22 protein-coding genes and 2 riboswitches are annotated in these 25192 nt (G+C 66.1%); of the genes, 9 read left to right on the top strand and 13 right to left on the bottom strand.

What is annotated here, in order from left to right; genetic code table 11:
- Positions 1-8: 8 nt before the first annotated feature.
- From PQ457_RS20165 to PQ457_RS20145, 5 genes are all read right to left on the bottom strand, one after another.
- On the bottom strand, positions 9-638 hold the full coding sequence (locus PQ457_RS20165; RefSeq protein WP_273619590.1) for a precorrin-8X methylmutase: 630 nt from the start codon (positions 636-638) through the stop codon (positions 9-11).
- Positions 638-1726 (bottom strand): cobalamin biosynthesis protein CobG, encoded by a 1089-nt coding sequence (locus tag PQ457_RS20160; protein WP_273619589.1) that lies wholly within the window; start codon positions 1724-1726, stop codon positions 638-640. Before PQ457_RS20160 ends, PQ457_RS20165 begins: the two co-directional genes overlap by 1 nt.
- A complete protein-coding gene (gene cobN, locus PQ457_RS20155; RefSeq protein WP_273619588.1) occupies positions 1723-4992 on the bottom strand; it encodes a cobaltochelatase subunit CobN in 3270 nt (1089 codons plus the stop codon). Before cobN ends, PQ457_RS20160 begins: the two co-directional genes overlap by 4 nt.
- Positions 4993-4997: 5 nt before the next feature.
- Entirely contained in the window at positions 4998-6029 is a 1032-nt protein-coding gene (gene cobW / locus PQ457_RS20150; protein WP_273619587.1) for a cobalamin biosynthesis protein CobW, read from the bottom strand.
- Between the two features lie 183 nt (positions 6030-6212).
- Positions 6213-6435: riboswitch (cobalamin riboswitch) on the bottom strand.
- A 63-nt stretch (positions 6436-6498) separates the two neighbouring features.
- On the bottom strand, positions 6499-7536 hold the full coding sequence (locus PQ457_RS20145; protein WP_475728350.1) for a HoxN/HupN/NixA family nickel/cobalt transporter: 1038 nt from the start codon (positions 7534-7536) through the stop codon (positions 6499-6501).
- 168 nt (positions 7537-7704) lie between these two features.
- Positions 7705-7935, bottom strand: a riboswitch (cobalamin riboswitch).
- A 135-nt stretch (positions 7936-8070) separates the two neighbouring features.
- Here PQ457_RS20145 and pip point away from each other — a divergent pair.
- Positions 8071-9021, top strand: coding sequence for a prolyl aminopeptidase (pip, locus tag PQ457_RS20140; RefSeq protein WP_273619586.1), 951 nt, complete (start codon positions 8071-8073; stop codon positions 9019-9021).
- Between the two features lie 9 nt (positions 9022-9030).
- Here pip and PQ457_RS20135 read toward each other — a convergent pair whose 3' ends face one another.
- From PQ457_RS20135 to PQ457_RS20120, 4 genes are all read right to left on the bottom strand, one after another.
- A complete protein-coding gene (locus PQ457_RS20135; RefSeq protein ID WP_273619585.1) occupies positions 9031-10806 on the bottom strand; it encodes a chloride channel protein in 1776 nt (591 codons plus the stop codon).
- A 48-nt stretch (positions 10807-10854) separates the two neighbouring features.
- Positions 10855-11526, bottom strand: coding sequence for an energy transducer TonB family protein (locus PQ457_RS20130; protein WP_273619584.1), 672 nt, complete (start codon positions 11524-11526; stop codon positions 10855-10857).
- Positions 11527-11535: 9 nt separating this feature from the next.
- A complete protein-coding gene (locus PQ457_RS20125) occupies positions 11536-13692 on the bottom strand; it encodes a TonB-dependent receptor (protein WP_273619583.1) in 2157 nt (718 codons plus the stop codon).
- A 104-nt stretch (positions 13693-13796) separates the two neighbouring features.
- Positions 13797-14198 (bottom strand): hypothetical protein, encoded by a 402-nt coding sequence (locus PQ457_RS20120; protein WP_273619582.1) that lies wholly within the window; start codon positions 14196-14198, stop codon positions 13797-13799.
- A gap of 425 nt (positions 14199-14623) precedes the next feature.
- Here PQ457_RS20120 and PQ457_RS20115 point away from each other — a divergent pair, with 425 nt between their 5' ends.
- From PQ457_RS20115 to PQ457_RS20100, 4 genes are read left to right on the top strand one after another with little or no spacing between them, the layout of a single operon-like run.
- Positions 14624-15331 carry a DUF4198 domain-containing protein gene (locus PQ457_RS20115; RefSeq protein ID WP_273619581.1) on the top strand — a complete coding sequence of 236 codons (708 nt, stop codon included), beginning with the start codon at positions 14624-14626 and terminating at the stop codon, positions 15329-15331.
- A gap of 25 nt (positions 15332-15356) precedes the next feature.
- Entirely contained in the window at positions 15357-15728 is a 372-nt protein-coding gene (locus tag PQ457_RS20110) for a hypothetical protein (protein ID WP_273619580.1), read from the top strand.
- A gap of 12 nt (positions 15729-15740) precedes the next feature.
- Positions 15741-16469, top strand: a complete 729-nt coding sequence (locus PQ457_RS20105; RefSeq protein ID WP_420540999.1) for a HupE/UreJ family protein — start codon at positions 15741-15743, stop codon at positions 16467-16469.
- Positions 16469-17068, top strand: a complete 600-nt coding sequence (locus PQ457_RS20100; protein WP_273619579.1) for a hypothetical protein — start codon at positions 16469-16471, stop codon at positions 17066-17068. The genes PQ457_RS20105 and PQ457_RS20100 overlap by 1 nt, the downstream gene beginning before the upstream one ends.
- Before the next feature lie 54 nt (positions 17069-17122).
- Here PQ457_RS20100 and PQ457_RS20095 read toward each other — a convergent pair whose 3' ends face one another.
- Together PQ457_RS20095 and phhA are read right to left on the bottom strand one after the other, a co-directional pair.
- Positions 17123-17404, bottom strand: a complete 282-nt coding sequence (locus tag PQ457_RS20095) for a 4a-hydroxytetrahydrobiopterin dehydratase (protein ID WP_420540998.1) — start codon at positions 17402-17404, stop codon at positions 17123-17125.
- A complete protein-coding gene (gene phhA / locus PQ457_RS20090; RefSeq protein WP_273619578.1) occupies positions 17401-18282 on the bottom strand; it encodes a phenylalanine 4-monooxygenase in 882 nt (293 codons plus the stop codon). The genes PQ457_RS20095 and phhA overlap by 4 nt, the downstream gene beginning before the upstream one ends.
- A gap of 79 nt (positions 18283-18361) precedes the next feature.
- On the opposite strand from phhA, the gene PQ457_RS20085 reads away from it, so the two are divergent.
- From PQ457_RS20085 to PQ457_RS20070, 4 genes are all read left to right on the top strand, one after another.
- Complete coding sequence (locus tag PQ457_RS20085; RefSeq protein ID WP_273619577.1) at positions 18362-18850, top strand: Lrp/AsnC family transcriptional regulator; 489 nt, start codon at positions 18362-18364, stop codon at positions 18848-18850.
- Positions 18843-20168 (top strand): MATE family efflux transporter, encoded by a 1326-nt coding sequence (locus PQ457_RS20080; RefSeq protein ID WP_273619576.1) that lies wholly within the window; start codon positions 18843-18845, stop codon positions 20166-20168. The genes PQ457_RS20085 and PQ457_RS20080 overlap by 8 nt, the downstream gene beginning before the upstream one ends.
- Before the next feature lie 257 nt (positions 20169-20425).
- Positions 20426-21328, top strand: a complete 903-nt coding sequence (locus PQ457_RS20075) for a LysR substrate-binding domain-containing protein (protein WP_273619575.1) — start codon at positions 20426-20428, stop codon at positions 21326-21328.
- 32 nt (positions 21329-21360) lie between these two features.
- Complete coding sequence (locus PQ457_RS20070; protein WP_273619574.1) at positions 21361-22596, top strand: VOC family protein; 1236 nt, start codon at positions 21361-21363, stop codon at positions 22594-22596.
- Here PQ457_RS20070 and PQ457_RS20065 read toward each other — a convergent pair.
- Positions 22593-23792, bottom strand: a complete 1200-nt coding sequence (locus PQ457_RS20065) for a hydrolase (protein ID WP_273619573.1) — start codon at positions 23790-23792, stop codon at positions 22593-22595. The genes PQ457_RS20070 and PQ457_RS20065 overlap by 4 nt on opposite strands.
- Complete coding sequence (gene astD, locus PQ457_RS20060) at positions 23789-25192, bottom strand: succinylglutamate-semialdehyde dehydrogenase (protein WP_273619572.1); 1404 nt, start codon at positions 25190-25192, stop codon at positions 23789-23791. The genes PQ457_RS20065 and astD overlap by 4 nt, the downstream gene beginning before the upstream one ends.

The following is a 25192-nucleotide window of genomic DNA, read 5'->3' as shown; positions in this document are numbered from 1 at the left end:
AGGGCCGCTCATTCCGCAGCGCTCGCCAAGGCGTTGATCGCGGCCACAGTGATCGCGCTGCCGCCAAGGCGGCCTTCGACGATGCAGCAGGGGACGGGAGCGGCCTCCCACAGCGCGGCCTTGGATTCCACCGCCCCGACAAAGCCGACCGGGCAGCCGATGATCGCCGCAGGGCGCGGACAGGCCGGGTCCTCCAGCATGTTGAGCAGATGGAATAGGGCGGTTGGCGCATTGCCGATGGCCACCACCGCGCCGCCCAGATGCGACCGCCACAATTCCAGCGCGGCGGCCGAACGGGTGTTGGCCATCGCCATGGCCATTTCCGGCACCTTCGGATCGTGCAGGGTGCAGATCACCGCATTGCCCGCCGACAGGCGCGCGCGCGTGATCCCTTCGGACACCATCCGCGCATCGCACAGGATCGGCGCGCCGCCGGCCAGCGCGGCGTGCGTGGCGCGCGCAAAGCCGGGCGAAAAGCGGATATGACGGGCCAGATCAACCATCCCGGCAGCGTGGATCATCCGCACCGCGACCGGCTCCTCATCCGGGGAAAAGCGGGTCAGATCGGCCTCGGCACGGATCGTGGCGAAGGATTGTCGATAGATGGCCGCGCCATTGGTTTCATAGACATGGGGCATCAGGCAACTCCAAAATGGGCAAAAACCGCGGCGGGGTCGAGATCGGTCAGGGCTGGCGGGCCCGCGCCCGTGGTCAGGTCGAAGCGGCCGTTGCGGCCGGTCAGGGTGATGTCGGCGGGCGCGGACCGGGCGCAGAGCTTGGCGCAGCCTGAGACATGCAGGCGGCCCTTGACCGCCGGGGCGAGGCGGCGTGCGAGATCGCGCGTCTCGACCTCGGCCTGCGGACAGGCGGGGGCGCCGGGACAGGCATCGACGCGCAGCAGCGGGCTGGACGGATCGGTGATGAAACCGGGGAGGCTGGCGGGACCGGGGCCCTCCGGCAGCAGGACGCGCCATGGCGTGATGCGAAAGCCCGAAGTGATCGCGCGGGACAGATGCGCCGCCTCGATCCGGCCAAAGGGCACGCCCAGCGCGGCGCCTCCGGGCGCAATCGCGGGGCGGGCGGGGGCGGGATGTTGCGTTCCTTCGGCCCAATCGGGCAGAGACGCGCCATGACGGGCCATGCGCGCCGCGCCGCTTTGGGAGAACCACTGGGCCAGTGCGATGAGGCGATCAGCTTCCAGCCCAAAGGGAACAGATACGCCGCATTCCCGTCCCTCGGCGCGCAGGATCAGATCGCCGCTCATATTGCGTTCGATGCGGAAATCGCCGGGCTCGCGGTTCAGGATCGGGGCATGGCCGGCGTCGATCACAAAGCCGACCTTGCCCGGCAAAGGCGGCAGTTCGCCCATTCGCGCGATCAGGTCGCAGGCGATGCGGTGGCTGTCGTCGCCCGCGGTCCAATCGGGGGCAATCAGGATGTTGCGCCGCGCCTCGCGTGCCGCATCAGGATCGGCCAGCCCATGCGCGACCAGTTCGGCGACCAACGCGGGCCAGCCCGCCTCGCTCACACCCCGGATCTGGAGATTGGCGCGGCGCGTCAGGTCGATCAGGCCGTTGCCATAGGTCTGCGCCAGCCTGCAGAGCGCCAGCGCCTGATCGCGGTCCACACGGCCAAGGCGCGGCTTGATGCGGACCAGCAGCCCATCGCCGCTCTCCATCGGGCGCCATGCATCCGGGCACCAGCCCCTGACCGTAAAACCGCTCATGCCTCCGGCCCCGGCGGCAGGGCGGCAAGGATCGAATTGCGCCGCGTCGTCCAAAGCCCGGCGGCCAGAAGCGCGGCAAAACGCGCCTCCATCGCGGCCAAGGCGGCGGGATTCTCGCGCTCCAGAAAGGCGCGGACTTCGCTCTGGCCCAGCGTGGCGTCGTGATAGAGGTCGAAGAGATGCGAGGGGACGCCGCCCGCCAGATGGGCAAAAGCGCCCAGATGATCGAGCGTGGCGGCGATTTCGGCGGCTCCGCGAAAGCCGTGGCGCATCATGCCCGCGATCCAGCCGGGATGGGCGGCGCGGGCGCGCATCACGCGGGCGATTTCCTCGGTCAGGCTGCGGGCGACCGGGCGGGCCGGATCGCGGTGGTCGAGATGATAGAGCGCGGCATTGCCCCCGGCCACGGCCTGCGCGGCGGCGAAACCGGCCTCATGCGCGGCATAATCGGCGGCCAGCAACAGGTCGGTTTCGGCCAGATCCTGAAGATGCACAAAGGCATCGGCCCCGGCCACCCGCCGTCGCAGACCATCGGGATCGGCATGCGGCAGGGGCGTGTCCAGCGCATGGTCCGAGGAGGACAGCCATGCCTCACCGGCCTTGCGGCGGGCGTCATCGCCATAGGCGTCGTCCGCGATGCCCAGTCCATAGCGCCCCGGCGCGGGGCCATAGACGCGCGGGGCGGGCGAGGTTCCGGCAAAGGGGTTCCAGTCCGCCGGTTCATCGCGCCCGCACAGCGCCCGCACCGCCTGACCGAACAGGACGGGAAGATTGGGAAAGGCATCGCGAAACAGGCCCGAGACGCGCAACGTCACATCCATACGCGGATGGTCGAGCATGGCCGGCGGCAGGATCTCGACGCCCGTGACCCGTTCGGACGCCATATCCCACAAGGGCTTTGCCCCCAGCAGGTGCAGCGCCATGGCAAATTCCTCGCCCGCCGTGCGCATCGTGGCCGAACCCCACAGGTCGACCACCAGCGCGCGCGGATAATCGCCATGGTCCTGCAAATGGCGCCGGATCAGTTCCTGCGCCAGCACCACGCCCTGCGCATGGGCCGCGCGCGAGGGGACCGCGCGCGGGTCGATCGTGTAGAGATTGCGCCCCGTGGGCAGCACATCGGCGCGCCCGCGATGGGGCGAGCCGGAGGGACCGGGCGGCACGAACCGCCCCGCCAGCGCGGCATGCAATCCCGCGCGTTCGGCCGCGCCATGGTCGCCCCGGCCGAAAATGTGGAGGCCGTCGCCATATTGGCTCTCCTTGATGTCGCAGACGAAGCGGTCGATGCGGGTGATGGCCTCGGCGGCGGTGGTCGCCGTCGCCAGTCCCAGTTCGGCCTCCAGCCCCAGCGCTTGGGCCTCGTTGCGGATGGCGGTCTGCAACCGGTCGCGCCGGGCCGGGTCAAGGCCCCCGGCGTTGGAAAATTCATCCAGCAAGGCTTCGAGCGTGGCCAGCCCCGCGCCCCGACCGGCGACGGCAAGGGGGGGCGGGGCGTGGCCGATGGTGACGGCGGCGATGCGGCGTTTGGCCTGCGCGGCCTCGCCCGGATCATTGACGATGAAGGGATAGATCACCGGCAGGCCCATGGTCAGCGCATCGGGCCAGCAGGCGCCGGACAGCGCCACCGCTTTGCCCGGCAGCCATTCGAGCGTGCCATGCGCGCCCATATGCACCAGCGCGTCGATCCCGCGCTGGTGCATATGGGCGCGCAGCCAGAGATAAAAGGCGACATAGGCATGGCGCGGACAAAGCGAGAGATCGTGGTAATCCGCATCGCGCGCGGCCGTATCGCCGCGTTCGGGCTGAAGCGCGATCAATGTGTTGCCGGTGAGAATCGCGGCAAAGCGGAAGGCGCCGTCGATCACGTCGGGGTCGTCCTCCGGCGCCCCCCGGTTTTGCGCCAGCGCCTCGCGCAAGGGCGCGGGCAGGGTTTCGAGCGCGGCGCGATAGGCCGCCAGCGGCCATTCCATGCTTTGCCGGGCCAGAGCGGCGGCAAGATCGGGCACGGCCGGTTCGCCCAGATCGCTCAGCACCGCCTGCGCCGAGGCCAGTGCGTCAAGGCCGACCGCGTGGGCCATCTGATGCGCCTTGCCGGGATAGGTGGAGAGGATGAGGGCGATGCGGCGCTCCTGCGCCGGTTTGCGGGCTAGCGCGATCCAGCCCGACACGCGCGCTACGATGGCGGAAATGCGTTCGGGATCGCCCCGATGCAGGTTCTGCGCGATGCCCAGCGCCGGGTCATGGGCGGCGGCCTGTTTGAAACTGGCCACACCGGCAAAGATCCGCCCGTCGATTTCGGGCAGCACCACATGCATCGCCAGATCGGCAGGAGACAGGCCTCGCGTCGCGCCGGACCATGCCTCATGCGAGGATGTGGCCAGCGCCAGTTGAAAGACCGGCACATTGGCGGCGTCGAGCGGGGTCTGGCCGCGCTCGTCGCGCGCGGAAAAGGCGGTGGCGTTGAGGATTGCCGCCGGGGCAAGGGCGCGGACCCAGCGCTCGACCTGCGCGCGGGCCTGCGTTTCCTTCAAAGAGGGGACGAAGAGTGAGAGCGTGTCATGGCCTGCGGCTTCAAATGCCTGATGCAATTGGGCAAAGGGGTCCAGATCATGGGCGGCCAGATAGGACCGGTAAAAGAGGATCAGCACGAGCGGCCGGGTGAACGCCATGGCCAAGGGATCACAAAGCCCGCGCGCGGGATGCCAGCCTCCGGTCATCGGCAAGGGCGCACCCGCGCCGGTTGATGCCGCCCCTATCCGCGCCGCCCCTATCCCCGCCGCCTCGGCCAGCAGCGCCAGCGCGGCGCCCGCCGCCTCGGCCCCGCCGCCATCGCACAGGCGGCGCAGATCGCCCAGCAGGGCGGCATCGACCGTTGAGGCCGAATCCAGCCTTGCATCCGCTCGCCCGTCGCCGGGCAGCACTGCCAGCGCAATGCCACGCGCGCGGGCCAGCAGTTCGACCTGTTGCAGCCCATAGGGCCAATAGGCATGGCCCCCGATCAGGCGAATGAGGATCGCCCGCGCCCCCGATAATGTCCGTTCGATATAGGTATCGACCGAGAGCGGATGGGCCAGCGCCGACAGATTGGCGAGGCGCAGCGAGGGGAAGGCCGGATCGCCCTGCCGCCCCCGATGCCATGCCGCCGCGAAGGCCCCCAGATCGCTGTCGGAAAAGGACAGCACGACCAGATCCGCAGGCGCCTGCCCCAGATCCTGCGGAATGGCCGTTTCCTCCATCCCGTGCGTTTCGCGAAAGATGACATGCATCGGGTTTAGCCCGCCAGCGTGGCCCGGATGGCGGCGGCATCGATATTCCCGCGCTCGGCAATGGCGACCAGCGTGGTCTGGCGGGTCTCGCCCGCGCGCCATGGGCGGTCGTAATGGTGGCGCACCCGCGCGCCCACGGCCTGAACCAGCAGGCGCATCGGCTTGCCCGCCACGGCGGCATAGCCCTTGACGCGCAGGATGCCATGGCTCTGAGCCAACAGGCCGATGCGCGCGGCCAGATCGCACGGGTCGGTGATTTCGGGCAGAGTGATGACGGTGCTGTCAAAATCGTCATGCTCATGATCGTCCTCGCCGTCGTGATGCGAGGGGCGGGCGGCGATATCGTCCTCTGCCGCCGCGCCAAGGCCAAGGATGACGCGCGGGTCGATCACGCCATCGGCCAGTTCGAGGATGGGGCGCGAGGTTTCCGCCGCGATCATCGCGCGGGCGGCGGCCACGCCCTGCGGCCCGGCAAGGTCCACCTTGGTCAGCAGCACCATGTCGGCGCAGGCCAGTTGATCCTCGAACACTTCGGCCAGCGGGGTTTCGTGATCCACGCCGGGATCGGCGGCGCGCTGGGCCGCAATGGCGATCGGGTCGGGGGCAAAGCGCCCCGCCGCCACCGCTTCGGCATCGGCCAGCGCCAGCACGCCATCGACCGTGATCCGGCTGCGGATCGCGGGCCAGTCGAAGGCTTTGAGCAGGGGCTTGGGCAAGGCAAGGCCCGATGTTTCGATCAGGATGTGATCGGGGCGCGGATCAAGTGCGAGCAGACGCTCGACCGTGGGGATGAAATCATCGGCCACGGTGCAGCAGATGCAGCCATTGGCCAGTTCGACGATGTTCTCCGCCGGGCAATCGGGAATGGCGCAGGATTGCAGAATGTCGCCATCCACCCCCAAAGTGCCGAATTCATTGACCACCACGGCCAGCCTTCGCCCGCCCGCGTTGCGGATCAAATGGCTGATCAGCGTGGTTTTTCCCGCGCCCAGAAAGCCGGTAATGATGGTGACGGGAACCTTGGACAGGTCAGGCACTGGTACTTCTCCCGCGCGCCGGAGCGAGACAGGGCGGGGCATACCGGAACAATCCGGCCGGCGCGCGACAACGGGCGGGCGCGACAAGGCGCCCGTGACCACGCAACCCGTGCGGCCCCAGCCACACAGTTCGCCGCTCAGACGGAGAGTTACCGTGCCGTGACCACTCCCTGGATCAAGGCAAGAGCGACCGGTGCGCCGGCAGGTCTCCTGGCTTGCGGGTCACAGCTTGATGCACGCCTTCCCAGACCGTCAGGCCCAGTGGCCGCCCCCGGATGGCGGGGGACATGTGCATCGCGCTATCCGCTCACAGTTGCAGGGACAGCCGCGGATTTGGGAGGGCCAGCCCCCCGCACCGCATTCCCGATTAAGCCCATTTACGGGCACCGGCGCGATCATTGAAAACCGGGTTGCCCCGAACTTTCGCGCTTGGTTCTAAACCACATGGCGCGAAAAGCAATTGGCGTGTTTACGAAACCTCGATCTCGTCAAAGCGTTTCCAGCGATAGATGGCGAAACTGGCCAGCCAGCACAGGACGAACAGGGCGATGATGCCAAAGCCCAGACTGTTGAAATTTTCGCCCAGCCGTGCCGCCATGGCCCAAGGCCATCCCGTCAGGCCCAGCTTGCCGCCGATCAGGGCCAGCGTTTCGATCCCGCCGATGACGATGGCGACAATGGCCGACACCAGCGTGATGGTGATGTTGTAATAGAGTTTGCGGATCGGCTTAACAAAGGCCCATTCATAGGCGCCCAGCATCACCACTCCGTCGGCCGTGTCGATCAGCGCCATCCCGGCGGCAAACAGCGCGGGCAGCACCAGCACCGTGGCCAGCGAAAGACCATTGGCCGCCTGATTGGCCGACATGCCCAGAATGGCGACCTCGGTGGCCGTGTCAAAGCCGAGGCCGAAGAGGAAGCCGAGCGGGGCCATATGCCAGCTTTTGCTGACCAGCCGGAACATGGGGGCGAACAGGCGCGAAAGGGGGCCGCGCGATCCGGTCAGCAGATCGAGATCGCTTTCCGTATAAGCACCGCCCGCGCGGACATGGGCAAAGCCGCGCCAGACCGAGCGCAGGATGACAAGATTCATCCCCGCGATGGTAAAGAGAAACAGCGCCGAAATGACCGTGGCGATCACCCCGCCGATCTCCTTGAATGCGCCAAAGCGGGCCAGAGCGCTGGCCGTCAGGGCGATGCCCACAGAGGCGATGGCGATGATCCCCGAATGGCCCAGCGCGAACCAGAAGCCCACCGTGATCGGGCGCTGACCATCCTGCATCAGCTTGCGCGTCACATTGTCGATGGCCGCGATATGATCGGCATCGACCGCATGGCGCAGGCCCAGTCCCCATGCGAGCAGGGCTGTTCCCAGCATCAGCGGTTGATGATGAAACAGGCCAAAAGCCCAGCCCCAGATGGCGACATTGGCGATGGCAAGCGCGATCAGCAGCGCGCCGATCCGGCGGCGCAGCGATGGTTTGTTATAGGAAAACACGGTATGCACATCCTCCGGCGCCTTGCGACAGGGCCGGGGCAAACCCGCGCAAACGGGCGGCACGCGCGCAGGGCCGGACGCCAAGAGCGACCCGCGCACGTATCCGTTGCGGCCCCGGCCGCCCATGCGTCGCTCAGACGGAGTACACCGTGCCGCGGCCATCCCCTGGACCATGGCAAGAGCGACCAGACGCCGGCAGGTCTCCTGGCTTGCGGGTCACAGCTTGATGCACGCCTTCCCAGACCTCGCAGGATTTAGCGTCCGGCCCAGTGGCTGGCCCCATGCCGGGGCGCATGTGCATCGCGCTATCCGCTTACAGTTGCAGGGACAGCCGCGGATTTGGGAGGACAGGCCCCCCGCACCGCATTCCCGATTAAGCCCGTTTGGCGGGCACCGGCGCGATCAATCCCCCGGTTAACGCAAAAGGGGGGCGATGCCAAGCGCGCCGCATGGGGTTGGGCAAGGCGGCGAGAGCATCCCGCCGAGAGGGCAGGCCCGCGTTAAACCCTTTCCATCGCCCCCATCATCCCGCACAATGGCCTGATGCTGCGCACCCTTTATCCCGCAATCGAACCCTATGCCTCCGGTATGCTCGACACCGGGGAGGGCCATGTCATCTATTACGAACGCTGCGGCACGCCGGGGGCCAAACCGGCGGTGTTTCTGCATGGCGGGCCGGGTGGAGGCGTTGGCCCTGCGCATCGCCAATTGTTCGATCCGGCGCTGTATGACGTGATCCTGTTCGACCAGCGCGGCTGCGGCCGCTCGACGCCCCATGCCGGGCTGGAGGACAACACGACATGGCATCTGGTGGCCGATATCGAGAGGCTGCGCGAAATGGCCGGGGCCGAGCAATGGCTGGTGTTCGGCGGATCGTGGGGTTCGACGCTGGCGCTGGCCTATGCCCAGAAGCATCCGCAGCGGGTCAGCGAGTTGATCCTGCGCGGCATCTACATGTGTTCGCGCCCGGAGCTGGACTGGTTCTATCAGTTCGGCGTGTCGCAGATGTTTCCCGACAAATACGAACGCCTTATCGCCCCGCTTTCCGAGGAAGAACGCGGCAATGTTCTGCACTCCTATCATCGCCGCCTGACTACCGGCTCGCCCGAAGAACAGATCGAGGCGGCGCGGGCGTGGAGCCTGTATGAAGGCGAGACGATCACCTTGTTGCCCGATCCGGCTATGTCGGCCCAGCATGACGAGGGGCATTTCGCGTTGGCCTTCGCGCGGCTCGAAACGCATTATTTCGTGCATGACTGCTGGCTGGAGCCGGGGCAATTGCTGCGCGATGCCGACAGGTTGCGCCACATTCCCGGCACCATCGTCCATGGCCGCTATGACATGCCTTGCCCGGCCCATTACGCATGGGCGCTGCACAAGGCATGGCCCGAGGCTGATTTCCATCTGATCGAGGGGGCGGGCCATGCCTATTCGGAACCGGGCATTCTGGATCGGTTGATCCGCGCCACCGACCGCTATGCGGGCAAGGTCTGATCCATCGGATCAGCGTGAGGTTTCGCCGAACATCTGCCTCTGGGCCGCCTCGATTTCCTCCAGATAGCGCCGCCGCGCGTGGCGCTCGCTGACCACGCCGACAACCTGCCCTTGCGCATCGACCACGGCCAGTTCGTCGGCCATCGCGCTGTCGAAACTGGCCAGAACGTTCTTGATTCCGGTCGCGGGCGTCACCGTGGTATCGGCCAGCATCGCCAGCGAGCCGACCGGCGCCAGCGGATCGACATGGGGCGCATGGGCGGCCGCGGTGGCCACGATGCCGCAATAATGGCCGTCGGCATCGGTGACGATCGCCTTGCTGGTGGCGCCCAGCGGCACCGTGTCGCGAAACTGCGCGACCGGCATGTCGGCGCGCACACTGGTCCAGTCGCGCCGCATCATCCGCCCGGCGTTCAGCGTCAGCATCCAGCCGATGTCGCGCGGGCTGCGTATGTCGGTGCCGCGCACATGCAGCCGCCATGTCGAAAAGGAATAGCCGAAAACCTCGCGCGTGATGCTGGCCGAAACCAGCGCGGAGGTCAGTACCACGCCCATCAGCGCAAAGTCATGCGTGGTTTCCAGCATCAGCAGCGCCAGCGTCATCGGCCCGCCCACGATCGACACGCTCAACCCCGCCATGCCTACCAGCGCGGCATCAATGGGCGAGAGCACCAGCCCCCATGGGTTGAGATTGAACACCTGCCCAAACACCTGACCCAGCAGCGAGCCGAGGAAAAGCGAGGCAAAGAACAGCCCTCCGCGAAACCCGCTGGCCAGCGAAATGACCGAGGCGGCGATTTTCAGCCCCATCACGAACAGCAGCAGCGAGACGGGCGGCGCAAGCAGCAGATCGAGATGCAGCGCGCCATGGCCCGATGAAAGCGTCTGGGGCGAAAGCAGCGCCAGTCCGGCCAGCAGCGCTCCGCCCACGACCGGCCGCCAACGCGCCAGCACGGGCCATGCCTGAAACCCCCGCTCGGCCATCGTGACCAGACGCATCACGCCGATCCCCATCATCGCGCACAAGGCCCCCAGCAGGGCATAGGCGCCATAATCGACGATGGTGATCGCGCGCGAAACGGTCGTGGCGATGAGATAGGGTTCGCTGTGCATCCCGCGCAGCACCAGCGCGGCCGCCAACGCAGCGGCAATCACCGGGGCAACGGCCCCCGTGCTATAGGCTCCGATCACGATTTCAAAGGCATAGAAGGCGCCCGTCAACGGCGCGCCAAAGGCCGCCCCGACCGCCGCCCCGGCCCCCGCGCCCACCAGATTGCGCAGATCGGCCCGCCGCAGCCGCAACCATTGGCCCAGCAGCGAGGCAATGCCGCCGCCCATCTGGGCATAGGTCGCCTCCAGCCCCACCGAGGCCCCGCAGCCGTTGGACAGGATCGTCTGAACCCCGATGATCAGATTGTCGAGCGCGGGAATGCGCCCGCCATGCAGGGCATTGGCCTCGACCACGTCGATGGGTGGCCTGTTATTGGTGGGGCTGGCGCGGCGCGCCAAAATCCGCCCCAAACCCACCAGCAAAAGCCCGCCCACCGGCAGCGCCAGCAGCTTCCACGGGTGATGAATGGAACCCAGCGCGCTCAACCGGTTGGCCGCGACGCCATAGAGCAGCCCCTGCATCCCATGTGCCAGCCAGCTCTGCGCCGCCGTGGTCAGCCCCGCCATGGCCCCCACGGCCACGGCCAGCAGGATGAAGGCCAACTCGCTGCCCCGCAGCCATTGGCGCAAGGTCACGGCGGTGCGCAGCAACGTATGGGAAGGAAGCCATTTCATCGTGCCATGGTTGTGATCCGATGGCGCAAGGTCAAGCCCATAAGCGCATCAGCCAAACCTGATCTCCACTTCAAAATCCTCCATGTCGGTCCGCATTTCCTCTGGCGGGGCGGGAAAGGGCACGGCGCGGCGCAAGGCCTGCAAGGCGGCGCGGTCGAGCAGCACCACGCCGCTGGAGCCGACCACCCGCGCGCGGGCCAGAGCGCCCCTGTCATCCAGTCCAAAGGCCAGCCTGACCGTTCCTGCCAGCCCCAGCCCCCCCGGTCGGCAGGCCATGATTCGCAACCAGATCCGATGCAGATAGGCGCTCCTTTGCGCGGAGAGATCCGCTTTGACCGGCGGGGCGGCGTGGCTGGCCACCGGCGGGGGCGGTGCGGGAGGAACAGGCGCGACAATGGCTGCGACGGTGGGCGACAGCGCTGGAGGAGCAGCGATGGAGATCCCCGTCGAAACCCCAGTCGGCCTCGGGTTCTGCGACTGGTGTATGGCAGCAGCGGGCCTTGCTGCGGACCCGCGCCCCGATGGCCGGGGCGCGGGCGCGGAGAAGGTAATGGCGGTGATGGCGGCCCGATCCCGCTGCCGGGGCTGGCTGGGGTTGCCGCTGAAGGCCAACGCGGCCCCCAGCGCCAGGCCATGGACCAGCGCGGCAGCGCCCGCCCCGGCCAGCCTTTCGCGCCGCAAGGGGCGCCCCGCGGCACCGTAGCGACAGGGCGCCCCCATCACCATGCGTCAGAACCGCCGCGAGAGGCCGACATTGACCGACCGCCCGCGCCCCGCCACGGGCCGCAGCACCATACCGCCGCTCGCGCGGTAATCGCCCAGCGCCATCCCGCCCAGCGGCAGGTCATAAGCCCTGTCGAGCAGGTTCTCGACATCCACGCTCAGCCGCCATTGCCGCCATTCATAGGCGCCGCGCAGATGGACCAGCGCATAGGCCCGCGTCACCGGCTCGTTGCGGGCGGGGTCGATCCGGGTCTTGCTGTCCACCCAATTGACCTCGACGGCCGCGCTCAGGCCGCCGATCCGGTGTTCGACACTGGCCAGAATGTTGAGCGGCATCTGGTGATAGAGCGGCGTTTGGGTGCTCAGGTTCTGGCCATGCACCCATGACAGTGTGCCCGACAGGCGGGTCTGGCCATAGCGGCCGCCCTTCCACAGTGTGGCCGCGCCCGACAGGTCGATCCCGTAGAACTCGGCCTCTGTATTGGCGAATTGCAATTGCGCAAAGGGGCCGGGCATGCCCATCATGTTGGTGAGCACCTTGATCCGGCGCGCGTCGATATAATCGTTCACATGGGTGTAATAGGGCGCAGCCTTGATGAACCAGCCCTCCTTGCCGCCGCCAGAGAAAGTGACCGACCCGCTGACCGTGTCGGCGCGTTCGGGCTTGAGCGCCAGATTGCCGAAATAGCCGTTGCCATCGCCATACCAGCCGATCATCTGGCTCGACATCGCCCCCTGACCCCATGTGTAGAGCTCGTATATATTGGGCGCGCGGGTCTTGTGGGCATAGCCAAGGTCGAGTGCGAGCCCCTGTCGCGGCGTGTAATGCGCGATCAGCGAGGCGCTCCAGTTGTTGAAGTGGCGTTGATGATCGGCCGCGTTGAAGGCGGCTGCGGCCATGGCATCGGCCATGCTCATCATGCCCGTGGAATAGGGAGCGACCGTTCCGGTGTTCATATTGACCCGGGCATAGCGTCCCCCGGCGGTCAGGGAAAAGGCCTCGCCCCAGCGTTTTTGCGCCTCGACATAGGCGGCGATGCGTTCGCGCCGCCCGTTGTTGACGTTGAGATAAGTGTCGGGCCCCATCATCATGCTGCCCGCCACCGGGGGCCACCAATCGTTGAGGCGCTGGTGGCGATATTCGCTGCCCATGCGCAGCGTCGTGCCCGGCGCCAAGGGTAGATCCACCGCCAGCGTATAGCCGCCCGAACGCACCCGCGTGTTCATCGGCATGCCGCCATTACCTGTGCCGCCCTTGTCGGTCAGGAAATTCATCGCATGATCGGTGGCGCGATAATCCGCCTTCACGTCCACCGTGCCCCAGTCAAAGCTGCCCAGATAATGGCCGTTGAGGAACCATGAGTTGTTTCCGGTCATGTCCATGAACTGGTTGGGAAAACCTTCATAGGCCGAATGATGAAAGCCGCCCGCCAGCTCGATCAGCCCGATGGCCCCCTGATAGGCCAGCGCCAGCTTGTGGTCGGTCTTGGCATATTGGGTGGCATGGACGACGCCCAGATCGCCCCCGGCGTGATAGTTCTGCGCCTTGGCATAGCTGCCGCTGTAGGTGGCCGAAATCTGCCTGCCCGCCACGGTCAGCGTCAGGCCAGAGCCGAAGCCGCCGTCATTGCTGCGGTAATAGGCCTGCCCTTCGCCGGTGATCAGCAGGCGGCCATCGGTTGAAAACCGCGGCGCGGCGCTCTTGACGGAGATCACCCCACCGATCGCATCCCCGCCCGCGCTGACCGGAGAGACGCCGGTGATGACATCGATCGCGCCCGCCGTCTGGGGGGCGGTATAGCTGAGCGGCGGGTTCATGTCATTGGGGCAGGCGCTGTCGATGGGGTGTCCGTCAACCAGCACGATCAGGCGCTGTTCGCTCAGACCCCGGATCGCGGGCATGGTTGAGAAGCCGCCGCCCGTATTGCCCGCAAGGCCGGGCAGGCGGGTCAGGATCGCCCCGACATCGCTGCTGCCTGGGGCCAGATGGCGCAGGGTCTGGCCGGTGATGGTCATGGTGGTGGTTTCGGGCGCATTGCCGGCGCCCTCGGTTTCCACATCGACGGGGGGCAGCACGTTGGGCTGCATCGGGGCGCTGTGCTGGGCAAAGGCGGGCGAGGAGGCACCGGCGATCAACGCCAGCACCAGAGGAGTGGTCTTCATGAATATCCCTGTTCAATTGGCGCGGCCTGCCCGCTGCTTGCGCGGCAGCCGCATGAGAAGCGCAGCCCGCAGGATCAACGCCCCGGGCCGGTATGTGTTATGAATCAGGGATGGATCGGCGGCGCGCGCAGGGGAGGGCGCAGCCTTTGCGGACGGGCGCGCGGGGCGGAGGCAACCGGCGCGACCCCCACCAGCAGGATAAATACCAGAGCCGCCGCCAGCAGTACCGGATCGGCCCCGCCCAGCATCGGCATGGCATGGCCGGCAAAGGCGCAGGCCGGATGATCCGTGCGATCATCGGCGGGCGCGGCGGGTCGTCCGGGCACGATGATCTGGCGCTGATGAGGAATGCCGGTGGCATCGGCGCAGATCTCCACCGTCAGCACCCGCCCATGGGCCACCGGCATATAGCCTTGCGGAACCATGGCGCGCAGGGCCAGAGCCAGCACGATCAGAGTGATCGCCAGCCAGCGCTTGTCGCGAATCAGGATGCGCATTGCTTCCATGGTGGCGCGTGCATAGGCCCGGACCTTCCGCGGGGCAATTTGCCGAAATGTCTCAGGGCAGAAAAACCTGCATGCCCGTCATTCGTCCCTGCGCTGTTCGGAGGGCTGTTGCTGCGCGAAAAAAGGCGTGCGGAAAAGGGGCTGCAAAAAAGCGTGGGACGGAACGGCCTCCAAACCTGACTGCCCGGGCATTTTGCGCAAGGGATTCGGGCCGGTCGGGGATCAGCTATATATGCCGCGCCGCATGGCAATTTTGTGACCGCATTCCGTGGCGCGCCCGAATTCGGCAGACGGCCCGAAAAACTGCCCATAAGCTGTCCATTGCAACGGGCAAAATGAGGCCCCTGCCGCAAAACGGGGAGTTCGTGACAATGATTACCTCTTGCAAAATGCCGGGTCGCAGGCTCCTGTTCGGGGTCGGCCTGATGGTGGGATTGACCGCGCTGGCCCCGGTGGCCGATGCGCATGGCATCTGGTTTGCGCAACGCGCGCGGCAACTGGCGCTGGTCTATGGCGTGGGGGCCGACGATCTGGATGCAGTCAAGCGTCTGCCGCTGATCAATGCGGTCAAGGGGTTTGATGCGCAGGGTCTGCCGGTCAAGGTCTCGCTGCGCACGGCGGGGATTGTGCCTGTGGTCGACAACGATGAACCCGTTGCCATCGTGGCCGCAGCGATGGACTATGGCCTGTGGACCAAGACGCCCGATGGCGAATGGCACAACAAGGGCCGCGATGAAGTGCCCAATGCCACTTTGGCCGAGCATAATTGGAAATATGCGGTCCATCTGACGCAGATGCCGACCAAGCCGGTGCCGCTGATCGAGGGGCATACGCTGCAACTGGTGCCCGCGACCGTGGCGATCCCGCAGAAGATGGGCGAGCCCTTCACCGTGCGCGCCATGTACAAGGGCAAGCCGGTCGCGGGCGCGATCATCATGTCCGATTACGTCAACGATCCCGATGAGGTGGGTGTGAAAACCGGCCCTGACGGCACGGCCACGATCAAACTGCGCAATCAGGGTATCAATGTAATCATGGCGATCTATGTCGGCCCGGCCGATGATCCCAAGAAGGCCGATCACAGCGAATATCGCTCCTCGCTTTCCTTCGTCCTGCCCCACGCGCCGGAATAATCCCATTCAGTCAGGAGTTTTCATCATGACGAACAGAATCGTTGCGGCCGCTCTTGCTCTTGCCGCCATCCCCGGAGTTGCCGGCGCCCATGGCAGCATGAAGCCCCAGCATGGCGGGCAGGTGCAGATGTCGGGCGAAACCTTGGTCGAACTGGTCTCCACGCCCAAGGGGGTCGATGTTTACCTGACCGAGGAGGATGAGCCGGTGGCGGCGGCCAATTACACCGCCAAGCTGACCCAGACGGCGGGCACCGCCAAAACCGAGGTCAAGCTGGTTCCCGCAGGCGCCAACAGGTTGAGCGCGAGCGGTTTCAAGGCCGCGAAGGGGGCCAGGTTGGTCGTCGCGCTGGTCGACAAGAGCGGCGCCAAGATTTTCGCCAGTTTTCAGGCGAACTAAAGGCGGGGCACCATGAAAAGCGTGATCCATTCCTCACCGGTGAGACGGGTCACGCCGCTGCTCGCCGGGCCAATTGTTGCAATGTTGCTGTCCGCCCTGTCATCGCCTTTGATGGCGCATGGCGTCAACGAGAATGACAAGGCGTTTATCGAAGGGGCCTCGGGCGTCAACATCATTCCCTATATGTATCTGGGCGCCAAACATATGGTGACCGGCTATGACCATCTGCTGTTTCTGGCCGGGGTGATCTTCTTTCTCTATCGGCTGAAGGATGTGGCGGCCTATGTCACGCTGTTTGCCGTAGGGCACAGCACGACGCTGCTGCTGGGCGTGATGCTGGATATTCGGGCCAATCCTTTCCTGATCGATGCGATCATCGGCTTGTCGGTGGTGTATAAGGCGATCGACAATCTCGATGGTTTCCGCACATGGTTCGGCTTTGCGCCCAATCCCAAGGCGGCGGTGCTGATCTTCGGCTTCTTTCACGGCTTTGGTCTGGCCACAAAGCTGCAGGAGCTGACTCTGGCGCGCGACGGCATGTTCGCCAATCTGGTCAGTTTCAACATCGGCGTGGAAATGGGCCAGTTCATGGCGCTGACCGTCATCCTGCTGCTGATGAACCTCTGGCGTTTGAGCGACAGTTTCCGGCGCAGCGCCATTCTCGCCAATGCCGCGTTGATGACGGCAGGCTTTGTTCTGATCGGTTACCAGTTGACCGGCTATTTCTCAAAAGGGGCCTGATGATGACGACGATGATCGAACCTGCCGCCATCCGCCCTTCGCCATCGGGCCTTGCCAAGGCCACGCTGGGCGCGGGCATCGCGGCTGCGGCCATTCTCACGCTGTTCGTGCTGCCCGCTGAATACAACATCGATCCGACAGGCGCCGGGGCGGCGCTGGGGCTGAAGGGCATGGTGGCCGGCGGGCCGGAAAAGCCTGCCGCTGCGCCCGCCGATGCGGCGGTATCGGTCACGCCCACCCGCCAGGCCATCGAGCGAGCCACCCCTTGGCGACAGGATGAAATGACCATCACCTTGCCCCCGCACAGCGGGCAGGAGATCAAGGCCCATATGGCCAAAGGCGACAGTTTCGTCTTTCGCTGGACCGCAACCGGCGGCCCGGTCAAGGCCGAAATGCATGGTGAGGTCGAACATGCCGCCGAAGGGCAGTTCACCGATTACTGGAAGGAACTGGTCAGCACCGGCGGGCAGGGCGATTTCACCGCCCCCTTTGAGGGCCGCCATGGCTGGTATTTCCGCAACAAGGGCGAGGTTCCGGTCAAGATCACGGTGAAAACCGAGGGCTTTTACAAGGACCTGTTCCAGCCTCACGGCGAGTGACGGCGATATGGCGTGCGTCCGGATGCCCCCTGCGCCAGGCGCACGCCTTGCCGTTCAGATCACGCCATTGATCCACCCGGCCAGATCCATATCGCGGCGGGAAACCCCGCCCGCATCATGCGTGGTCAGCCAGATGTCGAGCCGGTTATAGACATTGGTCCATTCGGGGTGGTGGTCGCGCTTTTCCGCCTCAACCCCGATCCGCACCATCAGCGCCAGAGCCTGCGGGAAATCCTTGAGGATGATGCGGCGGTGGATCGCCTTGCGCGCCGCGTCATAGCTCCACCCCGGCAGGTCTATCAGGGCGTCAAGAATGGCTTGTTCGGTCATCATCATGCGCTGTGCTTTCCGGCTGAAAGGGCTTTGGCATGGGCATAGGCCTGCGTGCCGCGATGGTCGAGCCGGTCGCTGTCCACAATTTCGGCCGCGCCAATATCCTGTGCCCCCAGCAAGGCGCGATAGAGCGGGGCGAAATCATTCTCGACGGTCTGGCGCAACAGGTCCTCGAAACTGTCGATCACGAAATAGGTCTGCTGGAAATCATCGATGCGGTAAAGCGTGCGCATCACGCGTCGCAGATCGAACGCAATCCGGTTGGGGGAGGGATCATCAAGGGCAAAGACCGACTCGCTGAAGGAGGAAACGATGCCCGCGCCATAGATTTGCAGCCCGTTTGCCCCGCGCAGCAGCCCGAATTCCACCGTGTACCAATAGAGCCGCGCCAACCTCTCAATCGCGCCGAGTTCTCCGGCCCTTTGCCCGCCCCGGCCATAGGCCTCCATGTAATCGGCAAAGACGGGGTTGGCGAGCAGGGGGACATGGCCAAAGACATCGTGGAAAATATCGGGCTCTTCCAGATAGTCGATCTGTTCGGGCGTGCGGATAAAGCGCCCGGCCACGAAACGCCGGTTGGCCAGATGGTCGAAAAACGCCGCATCGGGCACCAACCCCGGCACCGCCACCACCTGCCATCCGGTTGCATCCATCAACCGGGCGTTGAGTTCGGCAAAATCGGGAATGCCCGGTTTCGACAGACGCAGAATGTCCAGCCCTTCGAGAAAGGCCGGCGCCACCCGCCCCGGCAGCAGCCGCGTCTGGCGCTCGAACAGATGGTCCCACATGGCATGTTCGTCCGCGCTGTAGCTTTCCCAATCCTGCGGAATGGTCCAGTCCGGGGCGGCCTGCGGGGGTCTGACGGTGGTATAGTGCGTCATGGTCAGACTATCTCACGAAACCGCCTTGATTGCGTTTCAAAATCCCGGCATTTTTGCAAAATCCTGAAACAGAAATCCTATGGAGGGGTTATTCGTGAAACAGGAATATCGCCTCGATCCCACCGATCTGCGAATCGTCAACGCGCTGCAACAGGATGGCGCGCTCAGCCATGCCGAACTGGGCGAGCGCGTCGGCACCTCGGCGGCCTCATGCTGGCGCCGGATCAAGGCGCTGGAGGCGGCGGGCATCCTGACCGCGACGGTACGGCTGGTCGATCCGCACAAGATCGGGCGCGGGGTCAATGTGTTCTGCAACATTCGCGTGCGCCATCATGCGCAGGAAGGGCGCAGACCCTTTGAGGAATTCGTGCGCGCCCGGCCCGAGGTGGTCGAATGTTTCTCCATGTCGGGCGAGTGGGATTATCTGCTGCGCATTGTCGTGGCCGATGTGGCCGATTACGAGACTTTTCTGATGCATACCTTGCTCGAACATCCGGCCGTGGGGGCGGCATCCTCGCATTTCGCGCTCTCGATGACGAAATATACCACGGCGCTTCCCGTTGGCTGACGAGAGGCCCATCACCAGAGGCGCGATTTTCGCGCAGGCCTGGCCGATCATTCTGGGGCAGGCGTTGGTGCCGCTGGTCAGCGTGGTCGATGTCGCGGTGATCGGTCGGCTCAGCGACGGGCGCAATCTGGGCGGGGTGGCGCTGGGCACGACGATCCTCAATCTGGTGTTCTGGAGCTTCGGCTTTCTGCGCATGGGCGTCACCGGCATCACGGCGCAGGCCAAGGGTGCGCGCGAGGATGGGGAGGTTTGCGCGACCATCCTGCGCTCTCTGGCGCTTGGGCTGGGGCTGGGGGCCATGCTGCTGGCGCTCTCGCCGGTGATCGTGCCGGTCGGTCTTCATCTGATGGCGGCGCCTGCGGGCGTGGAGGGGGCTGCGCGCGATTTTCTGACCATGCGGTTTTGGGGCGCGCCGGCGGCTCTGGGCTTCTATGCGATCAATGGCTGGCTGCTGGGCCTTGGCCGGACGCGACTGGCGCTGGGCGTGCAGGCGGTGATGAACGGGGTGAACATCGGCCTCGATCTGCTCTTTGTCGGCGCGCTGGGCATGGGCGCGCGGGGCGTGGGGCTGGGCACGACACTGGCCGAATGGAGCGCCTTGGTGGGCGGCATTCTGGCCATCGCGCTGGTGCTGGGGCCGAACTGGCGCGGGCAATTGCGGGCCATCGGACGGGCGCGGCTGTTCGATATGACGGCCTTGCGGCGGCTGATCGTGGTCAATGCCGATATTATGGTGCGCACGCTGGCCCTGCTGGCGATCTTCACATGGTTCACCCGATCCGCCGCCGCGCTGGGGCCGGTGCCGCTGGCGGCCAATCATGTGCTGATGCAGATGGTCAGCATCAGCGCCTTCGTCCTCGATGGTTTCGCCTTTACCGCCGAGGCGCGGGTGGGAGCGGCCATCGGGGCGCGTTCGCGCGCCACGCTGCTGCGCGCGATTCGCCTGACGGGCGAGTTTTCTCTGGCGGGTGGGCTGTTGTTTTCGCTGGCCATTCTGGCGCTTGGCGGCGATGCCATCGCCTTTCTCACCCATGATGCGGCGATCCGGGCGCTGGCCCATGCGATGCTGCCCTATTGCGCGGCGGTTCCTCTGGTGGGGGTGGCCAGTTGGCTGCTGGACGGCATTTTCATCGGCGCGATTGCCGGGGCAACTTTGCGCAATGCCGCGGTGGTGGCGCTTGGCCTTTATCTGCTCACCGATTTTGCGCTGAAGCCGCTGGGCGATGCGGGGATCTGGCTCGCGCTTCTGGCCAGCTATGCCTATCGGGCGTTGGCGCTGGGCGTCGCGGTGCCCGCGCTGCTGCGGCGCAGTCTATAAGCCTGGTCTATGGGCGCGGGCGTTCCCACGGGGCGGCAAAGGCGATGCGGACATGGACCGCCGACACCCGCAGCATAGCCAGCCACAGGCTCTGCAAAGGGAGCAAGGAGAAGGAATTTCTCCGGTCCTGGCAGGGGAGGGATGCAGGTTGCATGGGCGTGTGTCCTTGGAAAATCTGGTGCCGATGTGCCATTCTCCGCGCCATCGGGCCAACCAAATGATCGACAGACGTCATTAGCTGTGCTTATGATGCGCCGATGCGCAAGATCCCCCCTCTGGCCGCGGTCCGCGTGTTCGAAGCGGCCGCGCGGCATGAAAATTTCACCGCCGCCGCGCGCGAACTGGGCATGACGCAGGCCGCCGTCAGCCATCAGATCCGCCTGATCGAAACCTATCTGGGCCAGCAACTGTTCCGGCGAGAGCGACAGCGCGTGATCCTGACCGATGGGGCGCGGCGCGTGGCCTCGCGGATCGGCAAGGGGCTGGACATGATCGAGGCCGGTTTTGCCGAAATGCGCGTCGATGACGACAGCACGCTGACTATTTCGACCACGCCCACCTTTGCCAATGCATGGCTGGCATGGCGGATCGGGCGGTTTCAGATGCGCTATCCCGATATGGCTGTCCGCCTGCTGATGCAGGAAGGGCTGGCCGATCTGTCGGGCGACGGGGTGGATGTGGCGGTGCGGCTGGGGCATGGGTCATGGCCCGATCTTGCCGCGCACCGTCTGATCGAGCACGATTTTACGCCCATGTGCAGCCCCGGTTTTCTGGCCGGTCAGGGCGGGCATATCCGGCCTGAGGATCTGCTGCGCCTGCCGCTGATCAGTCCGCATGATCCCTCATGGACCTGCTGGCTCCGGCAGGCCGGGCTGATGCAACCGGGCGAGGTCGCTTTGCAGGGCGTCCGCATGGATTCGCAGGCGAATGAGGGCCATGCCGCGATGGCCGGACAGGGCGTGGCCATGCTGACCCCGTTTTTCTGGCATCAGGACATGTCGGACCGCCGATTGGTGCAACTCTTCCCGCAGGTGTCCAGTCTGGGCGCGGCTTATTGGATCGTCTATCCCGAACATCGCCGCCGAACGCCCAAAATCCGCCGGTTCCGCGAATGGCTGCTGGCCGAAATCGGGGTGGGTGCCAAGCCTGTGCAAGCCTGATATAGAGGCGGGACAACGGGAGAGGAGCCCAAATGACCACCGGCTTTGTCGATGCCAGCGCTATTCGCGACCGCTTCTGCGCGGCGCTTTCCGCCATGTATCGCGCCGAGGTTCCGCTCTATGGCGATCTTCTGGCCATTGTGGCGCAGGTCAATGCGCAGGCAGGCGAGGCGGCGCCAGCGCGGGTGGAAATCGAAAGGCATGGCGCGATCCGCGTCGGCACCGCCGCCGAACTGGCGATGATGGGCCGGGCCTTTGCCGTCATGGGCATGGAGCCGGTGGGCTATTACGATCTGGCCCCCGCCGGGGTGCCGGTGCATTCGACCGCTTTCCGTCCGGTTGCCGAGGAGGCGCTGGCGCGCAATCCGTTCCGTGTGTTCTGCTCGCTGCTGCGCCTTGAACTGATTGCCGACCCCGCGCTGCGGGAGGAGGCAGCGGCCTTGCTGGCGGCGCGGCAGATCTTCCGCCCCGAAACACTGGCGCTGATCGCGCGGCATGAGGCGCAGGGCGCGCTGGACGAGGCGCAGGCCGATGCCTTTGTCGCGGGCCTACTCGAAACCTTCCGCTGGCATGAGGATACGCTGGTGGATCGCGCCACTTATGATCGCCTGCTGGCCAGCCATCGGCTGGTGGCCGATGTGGTGGCTTTTCGCGGGCCGCATATCAACCATCTGACCCCGCGCACGCTGGATATTGACGCGGCGCAGGCGGCGATGCTGGCGCGCGGGATCGAGGCCAAGGAGGTGATCGAAGGCCCGCCGCCGCGTGCCATCCCCATCCTGCTGCGCCAGACCAGCTTCAAGGCGCTGAGCGAAAGCGTGCGCTTTGCCGGGGAGGAAGGTACGCCCGGCCGCCATACCGCGCGCTTTGGCGAAATCGAGCAACGCGGCGCAGCGCTCACCCCCAAGGGGCGGGCGCTCTATGACCGCCTGCTGGCACAGGCGCAGGGCGGACCGGCCGACATGCCTTATGAGCAAAGGCTGGCGCGGGCCTTTGCGAATTTTCCCGACGACATGGAGGCGTTGGTCGATCAGGATCTGATCTACACCCGCCGCGTGACGGCGCCCGATGGCTCGGTCACGCTGGAGCCTTTGACCTATGAGGATTTTCTGCCGGTCAGCGCGGCGGGCATTTTCCAATCCAATCTGGGCGCGCAGCACCATGATGCCTATGGCGAACAGGGCGCGCAGGCCGAATTCGAGGCGGCGCTGGGGCGGGCGGTGCTCGATCCTTTCGCGCTTTATGCCGCGATGGCGGATCGGCCCTAGACGCCCTCGCGCGCAAGGCGGCAGAGCAGCAGAGCGCTCAGAGCAGCGCGTTCACCCAGACTTTCGGTGATCAGATATTCCTGCGCCGAATGGATCGCACCCCCGCGCACGCCCATCGTATCGACCACCGGCACCCCGCAGGCGGCGATATTGTTGCCATCGCAAACCCCGCCGCTGTCCTGCCAGCCAATCTCCTGCCCCAGCATCCGCCCGCAATCGCGCACCAGTTCGAGCAGCCTTTGGCCCTGCGTGGTGATCGGCTTGGGAGGCCGGGCAAAGCCGCCGTGGCGGTGGATGTGCAGATCATGCGCGGAGGCCACCTGCGCCATGATGCGGTCCATTGCCCCGCAGGCCTGATCCTGATCCTGCGGCCTGCGCGGGCGGATGTTGACGCGCAGCACGGCATGATCGGGCACGACATTGTTCGGCCCGCCTCCCTCGATGCGCGCGCAATTGACCGACAGGCCCGGCCGCGCCAGCCCCGTCAGCCGCAGCGCCAGATCGGCCGCTGCGACCACCGCATTGCGCCCATCCTGCGGATTGCGTCCGGCATGGGCGCTGCGCCCGGTTACCACCAACGAAAAGTTACCGCTGCCCGGCCGCGCCCCGGCCAAAGTGCCGTCGGGCAGGGCCGAGGGTTCATAGGTCAAGGCCGCCAGCTTGCCCGCCGCCGCCCGCGCCAGCAGCGCCGCCGATCCGGGCGAGCCGACCTCCTCATCGCTGTTGAACACCACCTGATAGCCCAGTTTCTCGCGTTCTGGTGAGGTTTCAAAGGCGCGCAGGGCGGCGATCATTACCGCAAGGCCGCCCTTCATATCCGCCACGCCCGGCCCATTGAGCACGTCAGGCGAGAGCCATTGGCAGGTCTGAAACGGATGATCCGTATCGAACACCGTGTCCATATGCCCGGTCAGCAGGATCTGCACCGGAGCCTGCGGGCGCACGGTCAGCAGCAGGTTGCGGCCATGGGCCACCTCGCGTTCGTTCCCCTGCGCATCGATCCGCGTCACCGGCGCGGGATCGAGCAACGCGATCTGTCCGGGCAAGGGGGCGCAGGCATCGGCCAACTCGCCCGCCATGCTGGCCAGCCCGGCCAGATTGCCGCTGCCGCTGTTGATCGCGGCCCAGCGCAGGACCTGATTGAGCATGGGCGCGGCCATGGCCTGTTCAACAACGGCCCGTTCGGTCGGCGTCATGGCGTCATGCCCGGAATGGGAAGGCCCTCGATGCGCGGGGCCTCGAAACTGGCGGCGGGATAGGCGCAATAGTCGGCGGCATAGGCGGCGCTGGGGCGGTGGTTGCCCGATTCGCCCAATCCACCAAAGGGCATGGCCGAGGCCGCCCCGGTGGTCGGCCGGTTCCAATTGACCACGCCTGCGCGGATTTCGGCGCTGAATCGGTCCCACAGCGCCGGGTCCTGCGCAATCAGCCCCGCCGAGAGGCCAAAGGCGGTGTCATTGGCCGCGGCCATCGCGGCATCGAAATCCTTCACCCGGATGACCTGCAAAACGGGCGCAAATATCTCCTCATCAGGCGCCGCGATCCCGGTCACGTCGAGCACGGCAGCGCCCATGAAGGCGCGATTATCCCCGCGTGGCGAGGCCGGGGGCAGCAAGATGCGAGCGCCTGCTGCGGCCAAAGCCTCAACCGCCCCCCGCGCCCGGTCCGCCGCCTGCGCGGAAATCAGAGGGCCCATAAAGCCCTCGCCCTCGTCCCACGCGCCCACGGGCAGCATCGCGGCCTGCGCCAGCACGGCGTCGAGCATCCGGTCGCCTTCTGCTCCCATCGGCAGGATCAGGCGGCGGGCGCAGGAGCAGCGCTGACCGGTGGTGATAAAGGCCGAATGGCTGACCAGCGAGGCGGCGGCTTCAGGATCGCCGTCCCATGCCACCAGCGGATTGTTGCCGCCCAGTTCGAGCGCCAGAATGACATGGGGCCGGTCGGCAAAGGCATGACGGAAGGCGCGGCCTGCCTGCGCCGAACCTGTAAAGAGCAGCCCGTCAATATCGCCCGCAATCAGCGCCGCGCCTGTCTCGCGCCGCCCCTGGACGATCTGGAACACGCCATCGGGCAGGCCCGCCTCTGCCCAGAGCGCCGCCATATGCGCGCCCACCGCCGGGGTTTCTTCCGATGGTTTGAACACCACCACATTGCCCGCGATCAGCGCGGGCACGATATGGCCATTGGGCAGATGACCGGGGAAATTATACGGCCCCAGCACCGCCATCACCCCATGCGGGCGATGGCGCAGGACGGACCGGCCAAAGGGCATCGCCTGTTCGCGCATTCCGGCCCTTTCGGCCTGCGCGGCGATGGAGATTTCGACCTTGCCGATCATGGCATTGACCTCGCCCCGGCTCTCCCACAATTGTTTGCCCGTCTCGCGCGAGATGAGGCGGGCGAAAGGCTCCAGTCCTTCTTTGAGCAAGGCGGCAAAGCGGCGGGCGGCGGCCAGACGCTCCTCGAGCGGGATGCGCGCCCAGTGCGGCGCGGCGGCGCGGGCGCGCTCCAGCGCGGCATGGCACTGCGCAGGGCCATCGACCGCCCCTTCCCAGACAATCTCTCCGCTGGCCGGATCGAACGATTGCAAGGTCAT

Origin of the sequence: Novosphingobium humi, assembly GCF_028607105.1 — a bacterium.
GTDB classification, from domain to species: Bacteria; Pseudomonadota; Alphaproteobacteria; order Sphingomonadales; family Sphingomonadaceae; genus Novosphingobium; species Novosphingobium humi.
The sequence above is the reverse complement of the archived record's forward strand: the minus strand, read 5'-3'. Positions and strand labels throughout refer to the sequence as shown.

What these genes read in the sequence shown, in the direction of transcription:
- PQ457_RS20165 (WP_273619590.1), bottom strand. Translation starts at nt 638, where the DNA reads ATGCCCCATGTCTATGAAACCAATGGCGCGGCCATCTATCGACAATCC.
- PQ457_RS20160 (WP_273619589.1), bottom strand. Translation starts at nt 1,726, where the DNA reads ATGAGCGGTTTTACGGTCAGGGGCTGGTGCCCGGATGCATGGCGCCCG.
- cobN (WP_273619588.1), bottom strand. Translation starts at nt 4,992, where the DNA reads ATGCATGTCATCTTTCGCGAAACGCACGGGATGGAGGAAACGGCCATT.
- pip (WP_273619586.1), top strand. Translation starts at nt 8,071, where the DNA reads ATGCTGCGCACCCTTTATCCCGCAATCGAACCCTATGCCTCCGGTATG.
- PQ457_RS20135 (WP_273619585.1), bottom strand. Translation starts at nt 10,806, where the DNA reads ATGAAATGGCTTCCTTCCCATACGTTGCTGCGCACCGCCGTGACCTTG.
- PQ457_RS20130 (WP_273619584.1), bottom strand. Translation starts at nt 11,526, where the DNA reads ATGGGGGCGCCCTGTCGCTACGGTGCCGCGGGGCGCCCCTTGCGGCGC.
- PQ457_RS20125 (WP_273619583.1), bottom strand. Translation starts at nt 13,692, where the DNA reads ATGAAGACCACTCCTCTGGTGCTGGCGTTGATCGCCGGTGCCTCCTCG.
- PQ457_RS20120 (WP_273619582.1), bottom strand. Translation starts at nt 14,198, where the DNA reads ATGGAAGCAATGCGCATCCTGATTCGCGACAAGCGCTGGCTGGCGATC.
- PQ457_RS20115 (WP_273619581.1), top strand. Translation starts at nt 14,624, where the DNA reads ATGGTGGGATTGACCGCGCTGGCCCCGGTGGCCGATGCGCATGGCATC.
- PQ457_RS20110 (WP_273619580.1), top strand. Translation starts at nt 15,357, where the DNA reads ATGACGAACAGAATCGTTGCGGCCGCTCTTGCTCTTGCCGCCATCCCC.
- PQ457_RS20105 (WP_420540999.1), top strand. Translation starts at nt 15,741, where the DNA reads ATGAAAAGCGTGATCCATTCCTCACCGGTGAGACGGGTCACGCCGCTG.
- PQ457_RS20100 (WP_273619579.1), top strand. Translation starts at nt 16,469, where the DNA reads ATGATGACGACGATGATCGAACCTGCCGCCATCCGCCCTTCGCCATCG.
- PQ457_RS20095 (WP_420540998.1), bottom strand. Translation starts at nt 17,404, where the DNA reads ATGATGATGACCGAACAAGCCATTCTTGACGCCCTGATAGACCTGCCG.
- phhA (WP_273619578.1), bottom strand. Translation starts at nt 18,282, where the DNA reads ATGACGCACTATACCACCGTCAGACCCCCGCAGGCCGCCCCGGACTGG.
- PQ457_RS20085 (WP_273619577.1), top strand. Translation starts at nt 18,362, where the DNA reads ATGGAGGGGTTATTCGTGAAACAGGAATATCGCCTCGATCCCACCGAT.
- PQ457_RS20075 (WP_273619575.1), top strand. Translation starts at nt 20,426, where the DNA reads ATGCGCAAGATCCCCCCTCTGGCCGCGGTCCGCGTGTTCGAAGCGGCC.
- PQ457_RS20070 (WP_273619574.1), top strand. Translation starts at nt 21,361, where the DNA reads ATGACCACCGGCTTTGTCGATGCCAGCGCTATTCGCGACCGCTTCTGC.
- PQ457_RS20065 (WP_273619573.1), bottom strand. Translation starts at nt 23,792, where the DNA reads ATGACGCCGACCGAACGGGCCGTTGTTGAACAGGCCATGGCCGCGCCC.
- astD (WP_273619572.1), bottom strand. Translation starts at nt 25,192, where the DNA reads ATGACCTTGCAATCGTTCGATCCGGCCAGCGGAGAGATTGTCTGGGAA.